At 67.4% G+C, this 17,622-nt stretch carries 17 protein-coding genes; 15 read left to right on the top strand and 2 right to left on the bottom strand.

What is annotated here, in order from left to right; genetic code table 11:
• Positions 1 to 10: 10 nt before the first annotated feature.
• Entirely contained in the window at positions 11 to 583 is a 573-nt protein-coding gene (locus KB201_RS06545; protein WP_211538683.1) for a hypothetical protein, read from the top strand.
• Between the two features lie 68 nt (positions 584 to 651).
• Here the strand turns inward: KB201_RS06545 and KB201_RS06540 are convergent, their stop codons facing one another.
• Positions 652 to 1,539, bottom strand: coding sequence for an SGNH/GDSL hydrolase family protein (locus tag KB201_RS06540; protein ID WP_211538682.1), 888 nt, complete (start codon positions 1,537 to 1,539; stop codon positions 652 to 654).
• Between the two features lie 158 nt (positions 1,540 to 1,697).
• On the opposite strand from KB201_RS06540, the gene KB201_RS06535 reads away from it, so the two are divergent.
• Both KB201_RS06535 and KB201_RS06530 read left to right on the top strand, forming a co-directional pair.
• Entirely contained in the window at positions 1,698 to 2,462 is a 765-nt protein-coding gene (locus tag KB201_RS06535; protein ID WP_211538681.1) for a MerR family transcriptional regulator, read from the top strand.
• A gap of 46 nt (positions 2,463 to 2,508) precedes the next feature.
• Complete coding sequence (locus tag KB201_RS06530) at positions 2,509 to 3,933, top strand: glutamate decarboxylase (protein WP_211538680.1); 1,425 nt, start codon at positions 2,509 to 2,511, stop codon at positions 3,931 to 3,933.
• Between the two features lie 63 nt (positions 3,934 to 3,996).
• Here the strand turns inward: KB201_RS06530 and murF are convergent, their stop codons facing one another.
• Positions 3,997 to 5,310: a UDP-N-acetylmuramoyl-tripeptide--D-alanyl-D-alanine ligase gene (gene murF / locus KB201_RS06525; protein WP_211538679.1), complete on the bottom strand. Its 1,314-nt coding sequence runs from the start codon at positions 5,308 to 5,310 to the stop codon at positions 3,997 to 3,999.
• A gap of 69 nt (positions 5,311 to 5,379) precedes the next feature.
• Between murF and KB201_RS06520 the strand changes: the two genes are divergently transcribed.
• From KB201_RS06520 to nuoK, 12 genes are all read left to right on the top strand, one after another.
• Entirely contained in the window at positions 5,380 to 6,456 is a 1,077-nt protein-coding gene (locus KB201_RS06520; protein WP_211538678.1) for a D-alanine--D-alanine ligase family protein, read from the top strand.
• A gap of 75 nt (positions 6,457 to 6,531) precedes the next feature.
• Positions 6,532 to 6,939, top strand: a complete 408-nt coding sequence (locus KB201_RS06515) for a hypothetical protein (protein WP_211538677.1) — start codon at positions 6,532 to 6,534, stop codon at positions 6,937 to 6,939.
• Between the two features lie 161 nt (positions 6,940 to 7,100).
• Positions 7,101 to 7,505, top strand: a complete 405-nt coding sequence (locus tag KB201_RS06510; protein ID WP_004021559.1) for an NADH-quinone oxidoreductase subunit A — start codon at positions 7,101 to 7,103, stop codon at positions 7,503 to 7,505.
• A gap of 38 nt (positions 7,506 to 7,543) precedes the next feature.
• Entirely contained in the window at positions 7,544 to 8,098 is a 555-nt protein-coding gene (locus KB201_RS06505) for an NADH-quinone oxidoreductase subunit B family protein (protein ID WP_211538676.1), read from the top strand.
• The gene (locus tag KB201_RS06500) at positions 8,095 to 8,802 is read left to right on the top strand and encodes an NADH-quinone oxidoreductase subunit C (RefSeq protein WP_078111820.1); all 708 of its coding nucleotides are present in this window, start codon (positions 8,095 to 8,097) and stop codon (positions 8,800 to 8,802) included. Before KB201_RS06505 ends, KB201_RS06500 begins: the two co-directional genes overlap by 4 nt.
• Positions 8,802 to 10,115, top strand: a complete 1,314-nt coding sequence (gene nuoD, locus KB201_RS06495) for an NADH dehydrogenase (quinone) subunit D (RefSeq protein ID WP_065631169.1) — start codon at positions 8,802 to 8,804, stop codon at positions 10,113 to 10,115. Before KB201_RS06500 ends, nuoD begins: the two co-directional genes overlap by 1 nt.
• Positions 10,112 to 12,289, top strand: coding sequence for an NADH-quinone oxidoreductase subunit NuoF (gene nuoF / locus KB201_RS06490; protein ID WP_211538675.1), 2,178 nt, complete (start codon positions 10,112 to 10,114; stop codon positions 12,287 to 12,289). Before nuoD ends, nuoF begins: the two co-directional genes overlap by 4 nt.
• The gene (locus tag KB201_RS06485) at positions 12,286 to 14,703 is read left to right on the top strand and encodes an NADH-quinone oxidoreductase subunit G (protein WP_065631170.1); all 2,418 of its coding nucleotides are present in this window, start codon (positions 12,286 to 12,288) and stop codon (positions 14,701 to 14,703) included. The genes nuoF and KB201_RS06485 overlap by 4 nt, the downstream gene beginning before the upstream one ends.
• On the top strand, positions 14,700 to 15,980 hold the full coding sequence (nuoH, locus tag KB201_RS06480) for an NADH-quinone oxidoreductase subunit NuoH (protein WP_211538674.1): 1,281 nt from the start codon (positions 14,700 to 14,702) through the stop codon (positions 15,978 to 15,980). The genes KB201_RS06485 and nuoH overlap by 4 nt, the downstream gene beginning before the upstream one ends.
• Complete coding sequence (nuoI, locus tag KB201_RS06475; RefSeq protein ID WP_068972608.1) at positions 15,973 to 16,536, top strand: NADH-quinone oxidoreductase subunit NuoI; 564 nt, start codon at positions 15,973 to 15,975, stop codon at positions 16,534 to 16,536. Before nuoH ends, nuoI begins: the two co-directional genes overlap by 8 nt.
• Entirely contained in the window at positions 16,533 to 17,321 is a 789-nt protein-coding gene (locus KB201_RS06470; protein ID WP_211538673.1) for an NADH-quinone oxidoreductase subunit J, read from the top strand. The genes nuoI and KB201_RS06470 overlap by 4 nt, the downstream gene beginning before the upstream one ends.
• Positions 17,318 to 17,617 carry an NADH-quinone oxidoreductase subunit NuoK gene (gene nuoK / locus KB201_RS06465; protein ID WP_211538672.1) on the top strand — a complete coding sequence of 100 codons (300 nt, stop codon included), beginning with the start codon at positions 17,318 to 17,320 and terminating at the stop codon, positions 17,615 to 17,617. The genes KB201_RS06470 and nuoK overlap by 4 nt, the downstream gene beginning before the upstream one ends.
• Positions 17,618 to 17,622 lie beyond the last annotated feature (5 nt).

The raw sequence follows: 17,622 nt of genomic DNA, 5'->3' as shown, positions 1-17,622 counted from the left end.
GTTCGTTGAAATGGCAATTGTCGCCGCGATGCCGAATGTTTGTCAGGTGATGCGACGCACCGTGCTCGGAATCGGTCTGACAGCTCTGGCTTTGCTGATCAGTGCGTGCGGCGGCAACGAAGAAGCGAGCGGTATCGCCACTGAATCGAACGCCGGTGACGCCACCGGTCAGTGTGCGGACGGCAGACTTGCTGCCAATTTGTCTGCGGAAGATTACCGGCTCGCCCGATTCAGGTACCTACAAGCCGAACCGGTGTACTCGTCGGTCTCCCCGGCCCAGTATGCGGAAGCCGAGTTCACGCTGCATCGCAGGTTCGTCGAAGCAACCCCGGCGGGGGCGCAAGCGGAGTTCGCCCGCGAGGTCTGCTCCGACCTCACATGGCTAGGACATCTTCCGTCGCCGCAACTGATTACTGCTGCAATCGGTTTCGGCTACACCGACTGCGCCTCTGTCGAGCGCCGGCCCCCTGGTCACTCGCCTTCTGGCAACGAGAAGCGAGTCCAAGACAGCTACTACCGAATCCACATCAAAGCCAGAACGATCTTGTGTCCTCAGGCCGCGGAAGTCCAGGTACCTGACTAGCCGATAGCTGCTGCCCTGTCGTCGATGTCTCTGCCCCCCCACACGGCGAGCGGCCTACCAACGCTGACTCAGCGCAGCGCGGCGACGACCTGATCGGCCATCGCCTTCTGGCCGCGCGCGTTGGCGTGCATCGCGGGGAAGCTGACCGCACCAAGCGTCGGCTCGACCCATCGCCGTTCGCCCGCGCAGGCGTCGTGGCCCGCGGAGACCTTGGTCATGTCGACGAACGTCACCCTGGTGGCTGCGGCGGCGCGGCGCATGGCGTCGTTGAGGGCTTTGAAGACCCGATGCAGGTATGCGGTGTCCCCGGGCGTGGTGAGCAACGACGCCGAGCAGAGCGCCGAACCCGTGGCCGGGAAGATCTGCGGATATCCGACGAGAACGACGCGTGCGCGCGGCGCTTCGTGGCCGACGAGGCGCAGGGCGTCCACGAGGTCGGGGTAGGTCGAGGAGTTGATCTCGTCGACCAACGACGTGCCGAACTTGTCGCGGCACGGGGTGGCCGACAGCGGCGCGGAGAGCCACGCCCGCTGGCACGCCACCGTCGAGTCGTTGAAGAGCCCGTTGTTGTTCGCGCCGATCGTCAGAGTGACCAAGCGGGTGGCCGCGCCGAGCGCGCCGTTTTGCGGTCCCTGCCAACGATGTTGCGGCCGGGTCAGGTGCTCGGTCGCCGCGCCCGAACAACTGACGTCGGCGACCGTGGTCCCGCGTCGCTCGGCGACGAGGTTGGAGTAGTTGCCCTGCGAGTTCAAGCAGAAGGTAGCTGCACTCCTCGCCTGGGGGAACACTGATGCACCTGCGCTGTAGCTGTCCCCGAGATTCACGTACGGGTATCCGTCGGCCGCCTGGGCCCCGCCGGCCTGGGTCAGTCCGCCGACGAGCGCGACGATGCTGGTCGCCAGCACGGTTCGGATGCCGAAGCCTCGGCGGGGGCTGCGGCCAATCGGCAAACGCATTCGGGGACTCCGGATCGTGGTACTCAAGTTACTGGTGTTGCTATTGAGACTAGCACTACGGGCCGGCGATCATCGCACTCGGCGTGCGCACTCTTGACCCTCACGCGACGTCAGGCAGCAGGGTTGTCGATGTGAGCGAGGAAAAGCACACTTCGAAGGTGGACACCCGGGAGCTGACCGTCGGTGTTGTCGCCGGCATGGTCGGCGTCAGCATCCGCACGCTGCATCACTACGACCAGATCGGCCTGGTGGTGCCATCCGGTCGGACACCAGCCGGGTACCGCGTCTACGACGACACCGACGTCGAACGTCTCCACCAGGTACTCACCTACCGTGAGCTGGGCTTCTCCCTCGAGCAGATAGCGACCCTGCTCGACGATCCGGACGAGGACCCCATGGGTCACCTCGAGACGCAGCGCGAGCTGCTGACCGAACGGATCGATCGCCTGCTCCGGATGGTCGCCTCACTGGAGGAGATGATGAACGCAAAGAAGGAAGGCATCGCACTGTCGGCGGCCGAGCAGGCCGAGATCTTCGGCGACCAATGGCCAGGCGAGGAGTACGCCGCCGAGGCCGAGGAACGCTGGGGGAACACGGACGCGTGGAAGCAGAGCCAGAAGCGGACCGGGCAGTTCACCAAGGAGGACTGGCAGCGCATCAAGGACGAGACCGACGACCTGGAACGGCGGCTCGCGGACGCGATGCGTAGCGGGGTGACTCCTGGCACCGCCGAGGCGAACTCGCTCGCCGAGGAGCACCGCGCACAGATCGGACGTTTCTACGACTGTGATCACGCCATGCAGGTGTGCCTTGCCGACATGTACGTCGCGGACCCGCGGTTCACCGCACATTACGACGAGCAGGCCCCCGGCCTGGCCGTCTACCTGCGGGAGGTGATCCAGGCAAACGCGGGACAAGGGTGAAAGATCGCCACCCGCAGGCCGTCCCGGTCGGATAGGTTCGGTGTCCATGACCACCGACCCGGGCGTCCACAACAAGAGCGGTGGCGCCCGCGCCACCACCAACATCGGCGATGCGATGAACCTGCGCACCGTCTTCAACCGCGACGGCGAGGCCACCGACCTCCCCAAGTTCGCGCTGGGCGACTCGATGTTGTTGCCCGACACCGCCTATCAGATCGTGCACGACGAGGCGATGCTCGACGGGAACGCCCGCCTGAACCTCGCGACCTTCGTGTCGACGTGGATGGACGACGAGGCCAAGAAGTTGTACTCGGAAACCTTCGACAAGAACATGATCGACAAGGACGAGTACCCGCAGACGGCCGCGATCGAGGACCGGTGCTGGCGCATCCTCGCCGACCTGTGGCACAACCCGGACGTCGACAACGCGATCGGTACCTCGACGATCGGCTCGTCGGAGGCCTGCATGCTCGGTGGGCTCGCGCTCAAACGGCACTGGCAGACCCGGCGCCGCGCCGAGGGCAAGTCAACCGAGAATCCCAACATCGTGCTGTCGACGGCGGTCCAGGTGTGCTGGGAGAAGTTCTGCAACTACTTCGAGGTCGAGCCCAAATGGGTACCGATCAGCCCCGACCACCTCGTCCTCGACGGTCACGAGCTCGAGAAGTACGTGGACGAGAACACGATCGGGGTCGTCGCCATCATGGGACAGACCTACACCGGGATGTACGAGCCGGTGACCGCGATCGCGGCCAAGCTCGACGAGATCCAGGCCGACACCGGACTCGACGTGAAGATCCACATCGACGGCGCGTCGGGTGCGATGATCGCCCCCTTCTGTCAGCCGGACCTCGAATGGGACTTCCGTGTCGACCGTGTCGTCTCGATCAACACCTCAGGCCACAAGTACGGACTGGTCTATCCGGGTGTCGGCTGGATCGTGTGGCGCGACACCGACGCACTGCCCGAGAGCATGGTGTTCCACTGTTCCTACCTCGGCGGCGACATGCCGACCCTGGCACTCAACTTCTCCCGCCCCGGCGCACAGGTCCTGCTGCAGTACTACGTGTTCCTGCGGCTCGGCCGCGACGGCTTCACCCAGGTCCAGCAGGGTTCTCTCGATGTGGCGCAATGGCTTTCCGGACAGATTGCTCAGATCGACGGCCTCGAATTGGTCAGCAAGGGCGACACGATCCCGGTCTTCGCCTGGAAACTGAAGGCCGGGCACAGCGAGAACTGGAACCTCTACGACCTGTCCGACCGCCTGCGCATGAAGGGCTGGCTGGTTCCCGCATACCCGATGGCCGACGACCTCGCCGACCTGACCGTGCAGCGAATCGTTGTGCGCGCCGGGCTGAGTCACGACCTCGCCCGTGCACTCATCGCCGACATCCGGACTGAGGTCGACTTCCTCAATCGCCTGGAGAGCCCGATGCCACGCGAGGGCGACGGGTCACACTTCCACCACTGAGCTCTCGCCGGTTTCCCCGCCGGTTGAGCTCTCCCCCCGCCGGTTGAGCTTGTCGAAACCCCCTCAGTCCAGCAGCGCCTGCGCCACGCGCTCGAGCGCGGCGACCCGACTCCCCTTGACCAGCACTGCGGTCCCGTCGTCGAGGTCGCCGAGTTCGGCCGACACGCCGTCGACGTCGGAAACGTGCCGGGCGGTGTCACCGTAGTCGGCCTCGGCGACCGCGATGACCTCGATGCCCAGATCCCTGGCCTCCAGTGCGATCGCACGGTGCTGGTCTGGCGAGTCGGCGCCGAGTTCGGCCATTGTGCCCAGGACCGCCACCCGACGCGACGCGGGGAGTGTCGCCAGCGACCGCAGCGCAGCCGACATCGACGTCGGGTTGGCGTTGTAGGCATCGTTGAGGACCGTGACGCCTCGCGACGAGGTGGCGAGTTCCATTCGTAGACCGGACAATTCGGCGGCGAGGAACCCGTCCGCCATCGACTCGACCGGCACCCCTAGCCCGCCGGCGGCGGCCGCCGCCGCCAGCGCGTTGGGGACCTGGTGCTCGCCGCGGGCGCCCAGTCGGACCTCCGTCGAGCCCCACGGTGTGTGCAGCCGGAACGACGCGCGCAACTCGTCGTCCAGGACGATGTCGGACGCGTACACATCGACGTTCGGCGAGAGCCCGTAGCGCAGGACACGCGCCGAGGTGCGATCCGCCATCGCCGCGACGTACCGATGGTCGGCATTGAGCACCGCGATCCCGTCCGCCGGGAGCGATTCCACCAGTTCGCCTTTCGCGCGCGCGACGGATTCGATGTCACCGAACAGCTCCAGGTGCACGCCCTCGACGCGGGTGATCACGCCGACCGTCGGTTTCGCGATGGAACACAGCAGGTCGATGTGCCCGACGCCGCGGGCGCCCATCTCGAGGACCACCGCCTCCACGTCGTCGGCGGCCGCGGCGAGGGTGATCGGCAGCCCCAGCTCGTTGTTGAACGACTTCTCGCTCGCCGCGGTGCGGTAGGTGGTGCGCAGCACGCCCGCGAGCAGATCCTTGGTCGAGGTCTTGCCCACCGAGCCGGTGATGCCCACCACGCGATCGGGGACCCGGGCGCGGACCGCTCGACCGAGGTCGGCGAGGGCGAGCGCGGTGTCGGCGACGCGGATGGCGGTCCCGCCGACCGGGTCGACCCTCGAGGAGAGGTAGGCGGTGGCCCCGCCGTCGAGTGCGGACTTGATGAAATCGTGGCCGTCGCGCTCGGCGACGATCGGCACGAACAGCTGGCCCGGCCGAACACTCCGCGAGTCGATGCTCGCCCCGTCGATCTGCACGTCGGGGCCCAGCAGCTCCCCGCCCACGGCCTCCGCGACCTCGCTTGCTCTGAAATGCACGGTCTCACGCTAGCCGAGTCCCCAGCACACGCCGAGAACCCGATTGCACGGGGCCGTATCGTGACAGGCATGTCTTCTCGGCTGTTGCGTCTGGTGGTTCTCTACGGTGGCGTCTCCGCCGAGCACGATGTGTCGCGGGTCACAGCGGCTCATGTCCTGGCCGCGGCCGACCGGGCCAAATACGACCTGGTCCCCATCGGCATCGCCAAGGACGGCACGTGGTTGCGCAACGACAAGGCGATCGCCGCCATCGCCGACGGCACGCCACTCCCCGACACCCTCGAGGTCGCCGGAACCGCCGTCGACCCGCTGACCGAACTGCGTGGTCACGCGGACGAGGCCATCACGGTCGTCCTTCCCCTTCTCCATGGACCGCACGGCGAGGACGGCACCATCCAGGGGATGCTCGAGTTGTTCAAGCTGCCGTATGTGGGCGCGGGTGTGTTGTCGTCCGCGGTGTGCATGGACAAGGCGATGGCCAAGATCGTCGCCGAGCAGGCAGGCATCCCACAGTGCCGATGGGTCGAGTTCCGCGACGGTGTCGACGACCCGGAGACGATCACCGCCCGCGCGATCGACGCCCTGGGGCTCCCGGTGTTCGTCAAGCCGGCGAACCTCGGCTCGTCGGTGGGCATCACCAAGGCGCACGACGAGGCCGAACTCGACGCGGCGGTGAATTTCGCGCTCCGCTACGACAACGTGGTCATCATCGAGGAGGCCGTCACCGGGCGCGAGATCGAGGTCGCCGTTCTCGGTGACACGGCGCCCGAGACCTCGGTGCCGGGCGAGATCAAACCCGGGAGCGAGTTCTACGACTACGAGGACAAGTACGTCACCGGCGCCGCCCAGCTGGTCATCCCCGCTGCGGTGTCCGACGCGGCGGCCGCCAAGGTCCGCGAGCTCGCGGCGAGGACGTTCACCGCGATGCGCTGCACCGGCATGGCCCGCGTCGACTTCTTCTACGAGGAGTCCGGCCGTGGGTGGCTGCTCAACGAGGTCAACACCATCCCGGGGTTCACCCCGGGATCGATGTACCCCAAGCTGTGGGAGGCGACCGGCGTGCCCTACCCGGACCTGATCGATCAGCTCGTCACGTTCGCGCTCGAGGTGCACCGGCGTCGCACGGGGTTCTCCACCGAGCACTGACGCCGACGACCTGTAGCGACAACGCGGACATGTTTTCCACCGATCCAGAGGGTGTCGGGTTGTAGCATCGCAACGGTGACCGACTCCCAGTCTGCGCGGGCCCTGCGGGTGCTGGTCTATTCCGACGACGCGCAGACCCGCGCGCAGGTCATCGGCGCGATCGGAACCCGGCCCGACCCGGACATCCCACCGGTCAGCTACATCGAGGTCGCCACCGCCCCAATGGTGTTCGCGCAGCTCGACGCCGGGGTCGTCGACGCCGTGATCGCCGACGGGGAAGCCACCCCGGCCGGTGGCATGGGCCTGGCCAAGCAGATGAAAGACGAACTCGATCCCTGTCCACCCGTGCTCGTCCTGCTCGGGCGTGCCGACGACCGGTGGCTCGCGGACTGGTCTCGCGCCGACGCCGTGGCCGTCCTGCCCGTCGATCCGATCACTCTTCCGCGTGCGTTCGTCGACATGATCGGAAACGCCGAACTCTAGAAAACAGTGACTCGCGCCACACACTCACACTAGGCTTGTGTTGCAGCTCACATTCGTACTGCCGGACCAGATCGGCCGACGGCACGGATAGGACGAACACCCGGGCCGGCCGCACCGAACAGATGCACTCCGGTCGCCACAAGCGAGGAGGGGTCCGCGCTTTGAACGCCTACGTCCCGATCATGGTCCTCGGGGCAATCGGCGTGGCGTTTGCCGTTTTCAGCGTCTTCATCGGCATCGCGATCGGTCCGAAACGGTACAACCGCGCCAAACTCGAGCCCTACGAGTGCGGCATCGAGCCGGTCGAACAGAGCCTGCTCTACCCGACGCGACGCACCGCCGGCGGCACGGTGGCAACCGGCTCCATCCAGCGCGTACCGGTCAAGTACTACCTCACCGCGATGCTCTTCATCATCTTCGACATCGAGATCGTGTTCCTCTACCCGTGGGCGGTCGCCTTCGACTCACTCGGGTGGTTCGGTCTCATGGCCATGCTCCTGTTCATCGTCAACGTCTCCGTCGCGTACGCCTACGAGTGGCGTCGTGGCGGACTGAGTTGGGACTGAGCGCTTTTCACCGATCCGATACGGCAAGGAGGTCACCCATGGGACTCGAGGAACGACTCCCCAGCGGATTCCTGCTGAGTACCGTCGAGGATCTGGCCGGGTTCATGCGCAAGGGCTCGCTCTGGCCGGCGACTTTCGGGCTGGCCTGCTGCGCCATCGAGATGATGGCCACCACCTCGGGACGGTACGACCTCGCCCGGTTCGGCATGGAGGCGTTCCGGGCTTCGCCGCGACAGGCCGATCTCATGATCGTCGCCGGCCGCGTCAGCCAGAAGATGGCCCCCGTCCTCCGTCAGATCTACGACCAGATGCCGGAACCCAAATGGGTTCTCGCCATGGGGGTCTGCGCGTCGTCGGGCGGGATGTTCAACAACTACGCGATCGTCCAGGGCGTCGATCATGTGGTCCCTGTCGACATCTACCTGCCGGGCTGTCCGCCACGCCCGGAAATGTTGCTGCACGCCATCCTGAAGCTGCACGAGGAGATCCAGGAGATGCCGCTCGGTGTCAATCGCGAGGAGGCCATCTGGGCGGCCGAACGTGCCGCCCTCCAGGCCACCCCGACGATCGAGCTGAAGGGGTTGCTCCGATGACCACGCCCGCAGGCCATCAGGACCCCGAGAACCCGGCACCCCCTCCGCATGACGCGGAGCAGATCGGCGTCCGGCACGGCCTGTTCGGACCGCCCGGAACCGGCGACACGTCGGGGTACGGCGGCCTGGTCCGGCCGGTCACGCTGCCGCCCAGTACGTCCCGACCCTACGGCGGGTATTTCGACGAGATCGCCGACCGCTTGCTCGACGAGATGGGTGACGGCTACGACGACGCGATCGAGAAGGTCGTGATCTTCCGGGGCGAGATGACCATCCACGTTGTACGACAGCACCTTCCCGCCGTCGCACTGACTCTGCGCAACGCGCCCGCGTTGCGATTCGAACTCTGCCTCGGCGTGAGCGGGGTCCACTATCCCGGCGACCCGGGCCGCGAACTCCATGCCGTCTATCCGCTCGCCTCCCTGACCCACGGGCGTCGCGTCCGCCTCGAGGTCGCGGCGCCCGACGCCGACCCGCACATCCCGAGCATCTGCGACATCTACCCCACCAACGACTGGCACGAACGCGAGACCTACGACTTCTTCGGCATCGTCTTCGACGGCCATCGCTCACTGACCCGGATCGAGATGCCCGACGACTGGGAGGGCCACCCCCAGCGCAAGGACTACCCACTCGGCGGAGTCCCGGTGGAATACAAGGGAACCCGCGTCGACCCGCCGGACCGGAGGAGGTCGTACAACTGATGACCGACACCCACACCCACACCTACACCGTGTCCGGACAGGACTGGGACTCGATCGTGTCCGACGTCCGCACCCGTGCCGAGCAGCAACCGGGAGACGAACGCATCGTCGTCAACATGGGTCCGCAACACCCGTCGACGCACGGCGTCCTGCGCCTGATCCTCGAGATCGAAGGCGAGACCGTCACCGAGGCCCGCTGCGGAATCGGTTACCTACACACCGGGATCGAGAAAAACCTCGAGTACCGCAACTGGACGCAGGGCGTCACGTTCGTCACCCGGATGGACTACTTGTCACCGTTCTTCAACGAGACCGCCTACTGCCTCGGCGTGGAGAAGCTCCTCGGCATCACCGACGACATCCCGGAACGCGCCACCGTCATCCGGGTGATGCTGATGGAGCTCAACCGCATCTCCAGCCATCTCGTCGCGCTGGCCACCGGCGGAATGGAACTCGGTGCCGTGACGGCGATGTTCCTCGGCTTCCGCGAGCGGGAGATGATTCTCGACCTCTTCGAACTCATCACCGGCCTGCGGATGAACCACGCCTACATCCGTCCCGGAGGTGTCGCGCAGGACCTGCCGGAGGATGGCATCGACCGGGTCGCCGAGGTGATCCGACAGCTCCCCGGCCGCCTGGACGAACTCGGAGACCTGCTGAACGACAACTACATCTGGAAGGCGCGGACCCAGGGCGTCGGTTATCTCGACCTGACCGGTTGCATGGCACTCGGGATCACCGGTCCGGTGCTGCGGTCCACCGGTTACCCCCACGACCTGCGCCGCGCCGAGCCGTACTGCGGCTACGAGAACTACGAGTTCGACGTCATCACCGAGGACACGTGCGACTCCTACGGCCGCTACCTGATCCGCGTGCGCGAGATGCGCGAGTCGATCCGCATCGTGGAGCAGTGTCTGGAACGGCTCCGGCCGGGGCCGGTGATGGTCGCCGACCGCAAGCTCGCCTGGCCGGCCGACCTCGCCCTCGGACCGGACGGACTGGGCAACTCGCCCGAGCACATCGCCCGGATCATGGGCACCTCCATGGAAGCCCTCATCCACCACTTCAAACTCGTCACCGAGGGGATGCGCGTCCCGGCCGGCCAGTGCTACGTCGCCGTCGAATCACCGCGCGGCGAGCTCGGCGTGCACATGGTCAGCGACGGCGGCACCCGGCCGTACCGCGTCCACTTCCGCGACCCGTCGTTCACGAATCTGCAGGCGGTCGCGGCGATGTGCGAAGGCGGGATGGTGGCCGACGTCATCACGGCGGTGGCCAGCATCGACCCCGTGATGGGAGGCGTGGACCGATGACCGATCCCGTGTTCGTGGACCTGAGCACCGCACCCCCGCCGGAAGGATCGGCGCCGGCACACGGCACCCCGGTCCCGCCGATCACCTTCGACGGCCCGGCCGGGTATCCCGACGAGGTCATCGAACAGCTGACGGCAGAGGCACTTCCGATCATCGCCCGCTATCCACAGTCACGGTCGGCGCTGCTACCGCTGCTGCACCTGGTGCAATCCCACGACGGCCGTCTCACACGTGCCGGTGTCGAATTCTGTGCCGCACAACTGGATCTGACACCCGCACAGGTGGCCTCGGTCGCCACCTTCTACTCCATGTACCGGCGCACACCCACCGGCGAGTACCTCGTCGGGGTCTGCACGAACACCCTGTGCGCGACCCTGGGTGGCGACGAAATCCTCCGTTCGGTTTGCGAGCACCTGGGCGTGGAACCCGGGGACACGACGGCCGACCACCGCATCACCGTCGAACACGTCGAATGCAATGCGGCCTGCGACTTCGCTCCGGTGGTGATGGTCAACTGGGAGTTCTTCGACGATCAGACCCCGGAGTCGACCATCGAGCTCATCGAGGACCTCCGCGCCGGTGTCGAGGTCACCCCGGCTCGCGCTACCGGCCCCGTGCGATCGTTCCGGGAGACCGAACGCGACCTCGCCGGGGCCCGTCCTCCGCTGGTTGGGCCGGCCTCTTCTCCGTTGGTTGAGCCGGCCTCTTCTCCGCTGGTTGAGCCGGCCCCGAGCGAAGCGAGGCGCCGAGTCGAAGCCACCTCGCAACCACCCCCTCCGCTGGTTGAGCCGGCCCCGAGCGAAGCGAGGAGCCGAGTCGAAGCCACCTCGCAACCACCACAACCCGACCCCGAACCCGAACCCCCCGAGACCCCGGTCCTCTCCCGCCACTGGGACGAACCGCAATCCTGGACCCTGGACAACTATCTGCGCCACAACGGTTATCGAGCGTTGTCGACCGCACTGACCACTCCCCCCGACGACATCATCGAGACGGTCAAGGCCTCCGGTCTCCGTGGCCGAGGCGGCGCGGGCTTCCCGGTCGGGATGAAGTGGTCGTTCATTCCCCAGCAGGATTCCACGCAGACCGACCCGTCGGTCCCGCACTATCTCGTGGTCAACGCCGACGAATCCGAGCCGGGCACGTGCAAGGACATGCCGCTGATGCTCGCGTCGCCCCACACGCTCGTCGAAGGCGTGATCATCGCGGCGTATGCCATCCGCGCGCACCACGCGTTCATCTACGTGCGCGGCGAAGTCGCCTCGGTTCTCCGTCGACTGCGCACCGCCGTCGACGAGGCCTACGCCGCAGGCTACCTCGGCACGGACATCCTGGGATCCGGCTTCGATCTCGAACTGGTCGTCCACGCCGGCGCGGGCGCCTACATCTGCGGCGAGGAAACCGCCCTGCTCGATTCGCTCGAGGGCCGGCGGGGACAACCGCGTCTGCGCCCGCCCTTCCCGGCGGTTGCCGGACTGTACGCGAGTCCGACGGTCGTGAACAACGTGGAGTCGATCGCGAGCGTCCCGGCGATCATCCGCAACGGCGTCGACTGGTTCCGGTCCATGGGCACCGAGAAGTCACCCGGGTTCACCCTCTACTCGCTGTCGGGTCATGTGACGCGTCCCGGACAATACGAAGCGCCACTTGGGGTTTCGTTACGGCAACTACTCGACCGGGCGGGCGGGGTGCGCGCCGGGCACGAGCTGAAGTTCTGGACACCGGGCGGGTCGTCGACACCACTCCTGACGCCGGAGCACCTCGACGTCCCGCTCGACTACGAGGGCGTCGGCGCGGCCGGTTCGATGCTGGGCACCAAGGCCCTGCAGATCTTCGACGAGACGACCTGTGTCGTCGGCGCGGTCCTGCGGTGGACGGAGTTCTACGAACACGAGTCCTGCGGCAAATGCACCCCGTGCCGCGAGGGCACGTACTGGCTGGTGCAACTGCTGCACCGGCTGGAGCACGAGGGCGGAACCGCCGCGGACCTCGACACCCTCGCCGATGTCACCAACAGCATCGTCGGGAAGTCGTTCTGCGCGCTCGGGGACGGAGCGGGCAGCCCGATCGTGTCGTCGCTGAAGTACTTCCGCGACGAGTACCTCGCCCACCTCGACCACGGGTGCCCGTTCGACCATTCACGCTCGACCGTCTGGGCAGGAGGCGTCCGATGACACTCACCCACGGGAGCGACCCGGCGGCCGCGACCGACAACCTGGTCGGCATCACCATCGACGGTCGCGCCGTCCGGGTACCCAAGGGCACGTTGGTGATCCGCGCGGCCGAACAGATCGGCATCATGATCCCGCGCTTCTGCGACCATCCGCTCCTCGAACCGGTCGGTGCCTGCCGGCAGTGTCTCGTCGAGGTCGAGGGGCAGCGCAAACCGCTCGCATCATGCACGACGGTGGCCACCGAGGGGATGGTGGTGCGGACGCAGCTCAGCTCGGAGATCGCGGCGGGAGCGCAACGCGGGGTGATGGAACTCCTCCTGATCAACCACCCGCTGGACTGCCCGGTATGCGACAAGGGCGGTGAGTGCCCGCTGCAGAACCAGGCGATGTCGGCCGGCCGTTCCGAGTCGCGGTTCGACGGCGTCAAGCGGACCTTCACCAAGCCGGTCCCGTTGTCGTCGGAGGTCCTGCTCGACCGGGAGCGATGTGTGTTGTGTGCCCGCTGCACCCGGTTCTCCACACAGGTCGCGGGTGATCCGCTCATCGAGCTCGCGGATCGCGGTGCGCTACAACAGGTCAGCATCTACGCCGACGAACCGTTCGACTCCTACTTCTCCGGCAACACCGTGCAGATCTGCCCCGTCGGTGCGCTGACGGGGGCGCAGTACCGGTTCCGCGCCCGGCCGTTCGACCTGGTGTCGACGCCGAGCGTGTGCGAACACTGTGCGAGTGGATGCGCCCAGCGCACCGATCACCGCCGTGGAAAGGTGCTGCGCCGGCTGGCCGGTGACGATCCCGAGGTCAACTCGGAGTGGAACTGCGACAAGGGGCGATGGGCGTTCGCCTACACGTCGTCGCCCGACCGGATCACCGCCCCGCTCGTCCGGGACCGGCACGGCGATCTCCGTGAGGTGTCGTGGGCCGACGCCGTGCGCGCGGCGGCCGAGGGATTGACCCGTTCACCGGGCAACGTCGGTGTACTCACGGGTGGCCGGTTGACCGTGGAGGACGCCTACGCGTACTCCCGCTTCGCGCGAACCGTGTTGCACACCAACGACATCGACTTCCGCGCCCGAAGCCACAGCACCGAGGAGGCCGCCTTCCTCGCCGCGCGCATCGCCGGTCACGGACTCGCGACCACCTACGACGACCTGTCCGCCGCACCCGCGGTGCTGCTCGCCGGTTTCGAACCCGAGGAAGAGTCCCCGATCGTCTTCCTCCGTCTCCGGCGGGCAGTACGCACCGCCGGGCAGCGCGTCGCGACGGTCGCCCCGTTCGCGAGCCGCGGCGCCACCAAACTCGACGCCGCGGTCTTCCGGTCCGTTCCCGGCAGCGAGGCACAGGTGCTGCAATCGGAGGAGGTGACCGCGCACCTGCGGCCCGCCGGCTCGGTCATCCTCGTCGGTGAACGGCTGGCCACCCGGCCCGGCGCGTTGGCCGCAGTCGCGGCACTGGCCGACCGCACCGGCGCCCGGCTGGCCTGGATTCCGCGCCGCGCCGGCGAACGAGGCGCGCTCGAAGCGGGCGCCTTGCCGGGCCTGCTACCCGGCGGCCGGCCACTCGACGACGAGGACGCCCGTACGGCGGTGTCGGAGATCTGGGGCACCGATCTCGCCCCGCGGCCCGGACGCGACACCGCCGGGATCATCGACGCCGCGCGCTATCACGGGCTCTCGCTGGTGATCGGCGGCGTCGACGTCGACGACCTCCCCGACCCCGTCGCGGCGACCGAGGCGCTGACCGCCGCACCGTTCGTCGTCAGCCTCGAGCAACGCCGCAGCGCCGCCACACGCTGCGCGAACGTGGTCTTCCCGGTGGCTGCCGTCGCGGAGAAGGAGGGCACGTTCGTCGACTGGGAGGGCCGCCCGCGGAGCTTCACCACCGCCCTGACGGACTCGGGCCACCTGTCCGACCACCGCATCCTTGACGCGATCGCCCGGCAGATGGGTGTCGACCTGCGGTGCGCCGACGTCCCGACCATCCACATCGACCTGCGACGCATCGGCGCATGGTCCGGCCGGCGGGCCCCCATCGACGCCGCTGACAGGCCCCAGCCCGACCCGGCTGCCGGCCAGGCGGTGCTGGCGGGGTGGCACACGCTGCTCGACGACGGCCGGATGCAAGACGGGGAACCGCACCTCGCCGGCACCGCCCGCCCGCCGGTGGCCCGGCTCGCGCCGTCGACCGCCGCCGAAGCCGGTGTCGGGTCGGGCGACCTCCTGCGCGTCAGCACCGCCGACGGCGCCATCGTTCTGCCGGTGGAGATCACCGACATGCCGGATCGGGTCGTCTGGCTCCCGCTGTTCTCTCCCGGCTCGCACGTCCACGCCACGCTTCGCGCGCAGGAGGGTGACCTCGTGGCCCTCGCGCCGGCCCCGGTCGACGCCACCGACGCCGCAGGGGGTGCCGCGTGAACCTCGCCACCGACTTCCCGACCCTCGACGACTTCGGCCAGGACCCGATCTGGCTCGTCGTCGCCAAGGCGCTGGCCGTGTTCGTGTTCCTTGTGCTCAATCCGCTCATCGCCATCCTGCTCGAGCGAAAGATCATGGCACGCATGCAGACCCGCCTCGGGCCGAATCGGGTCGGCCCCAAGGGAATCTTGCAGAGCCTTGCCGACGGCGTGAAACTCGCACTCAAGGAGGGGATCATCCCCACCGGCGTCGACAAGGTGATCTATCTGCTGGCACCGATCATCGCGGTCGTCCCGGCGGTGATGGCCTTCGCGGTCATCCCGTTCGGGCCGATGGTGTCGGTCTTCGGTCACCAGACTCCGTTGCAGCTCACCGATCTCCCCGTCGGGGTGCTGTATGTCCTGGCGGTCACGTCGGTGGGTGTCTACGGGATCGTGCTGGCCGGCTGGTCGTCGGGCTCGACCTATCCGCTGCTCGGCGGACTCCGCTCGACGGCACAGGTCATCTCGTACGAGATTGCGATGGGACTCACCTTCGCCGCGGTGTTCCTCGACGCCGCGACCATGTCGACGTCGGGAATCGTTGCCGCCCAGGAACACCACTGGTACGTGTTGCTGCTGTTGCCCTCGTTCGTCATCTACGCCATCTCGATGGTCGGCGAGACCAACCGGGCGCCTTTCGATCTGCCCGAGGCCGAGGGTGAGCTGGTCGGCGGGTTTCACACCGAGTACTCGTCGTTGAAGTTCGCCATGTTCATGCTCGCCGAGTACATCAACATGGTCACCGTCTCCGCGCTCGCCACCACTCTGTTCCTCGGCGGTTGGCAGGCGCCGTGGCCGCTGAGCACGTTCGACTGGGCGAATTCCGGTTGGTGGCCCGTTCTCTGGTTCACGCTCAAGGTGTGGGCGTTCCTGTTCGTGTTCATCTGGCTGCGAACCAGTCTGCCGCGCTTGCGGTACGACCAGTTCATGAATCTGGGTTGGAAGGTCCTGATCCCCATCTCTCTCACCTGGGTGATGGTCGTCGCGATCATCCGCGCCGCCTTCGCCGGCGAGGACGCCGACCTCACCCGCGCGCTGGTCTCCGCCGGCGCCGGACTCGTCGTCACCGGGCTCATCGCCTACGCGGTGTGGCGGTTGATGCGGGTCCCCGACATCCCGGACCCGACGCAGGACTCCGCAGACCCGTCCGCCGCACCCGACGAGTTCGACCCGATGGCCAGCGGATTCCCCGTGCCGCCGATGCCCAGCACCGTGAGGGAGACCACCGATGCCTGACTTCCTGAAACCGGTGAGCGGATTGCGCGTCACCTTCGGCGGCATGTTCCAACCCACGATCACGGAGCAGTACCCCGAGCAGAAACGGCCGACCGCAGCGCGCTATCACGGTCGCCATCAACTGAATCGGCACCCCGACGGTCTCGAGAAGTGCATCGGGTGCGAGCTGTGCGCGTGGGCGTGCCCGGCTGACGCCATCTATGTGGAGGGCGCCGACAACACACCCGACGAGCGCTACTCGCCCGGCGAACGGTACGGGCGCGTCTACCAGATCAACTATCTGCGGTGCATCGGTTGCGGGCTCTGCATCGAGGCGTGCCCCACGCGCGCGCTCACGATGACCAACGACTACGAACTCGCCGATGACAATCGCGCCGACCTCATCTACGAGAAGGACCGTCTGCTGGCCCCGCTGCAGCCCGGCGTCGACGCGCCGCCGCACGCGATGGCGCCGGGCTCCACCGAGGAGAACTACTACCGGGGCGAGGTGACCGCCGATGGCCGCGTGACCCTGCCCGATCCGACGGTCCCGACCAAACGCGAGTCGCGGTCATGACTCCCGGTGGCACCCTGTGGCTCGCCGACGAGGTGGTGCGCACCTCCACCGGTGAGGCGATCCAGTTCTGGGTTCTCGGGGTCGTCGCGGTTGCCGGTGCGCTGGGTGTCGTCTTCGCCACCAAGGCCGTCTACTCGGCGATCTTCCTGGCCACCACGATGATCGTGCTCGCCGTGTTCTACGTCGCGCAGGGGGCGCTGTTCCTGGGCGTGGTGCAGGTGGTCGTGTACACCGGTGCGGTGATGATGCTGTTCCTGTTCGTCATCATGCTGATCGGCGTCGACTCCTCGGATTCACTACGGGAGACCCTGCGCGGCCAGCGGCTGTCCGCGGTGTTGATCGGTGTCGGCTTCGGAATCCTGTTGATCGCCGGGATCGGCAGCGCCACCGTCGGTGTCGTCACCGGTCCAACCGACCCCGGCGTCGTGGCCGCGCAGAGCGACGCCGGTGTCGAGGCCATCGCCGAGCTGATCTTCGTCCGCTACCTGTGGGCGTTCGAGCTCACCGGAGCCCTCCTCATCGCCGCCACGCTCGGCGCCATGGTGCTCGCGCACCGGGAGCGTTTCGGGCCACGACTCACCCAGAAAGAACTGTCGCAGGCGCGGTTCCGCAGTGGGGTCAACCTGACCCCGCTGCCGACACCCGGGGTCTACGCGCGACACAACGCGGTCGACGTGCCGGCCCGTCTGCCCGACGGGTCGCCGTCGGACCTGTCGGTCAACGCCATCCTGGCCGCGCGGACGCTCCGCACCCGCCCGGCCGACGACCCGGGGACCGACCGGTGAACCCGGAGAACTACCTCTACCTCGCAGCGCTGCTGTTCACCATCGGCGCGGCCGGAGTATTGCTGCGACGCAACGCGATCGTCGTGTTCATGTCCGTCGAGCTCATGCTCAATGCGGCCAACCTCGCCTTCGTCACCTTCGCCCGGATGAACCAGTCGTTCGACGGCCAGGTCATCGCCTTCTTCACGATGGTCGTCGCCGCGGCGGAAGTGGTGGTCGGGCTGGCGATCATCATGACCATCTTCCGATCACGCCGCTCGGCGTCGGTCGACGACGCGGATCTGCTGAAGAGGTAGAGGAG

The sequence above is a fragment of the Gordonia sp. SCSIO 19800 genome (assembly GCF_018132775.1).
Taxonomy (GTDB): Bacteria; Actinomycetota; Actinomycetes; order Mycobacteriales; family Mycobacteriaceae; genus Gordonia; species Gordonia hongkongensis.
The sequence above is the reverse complement of the archived record's forward strand: the minus strand, read 5'-3'. Positions and strand labels throughout refer to the sequence as shown.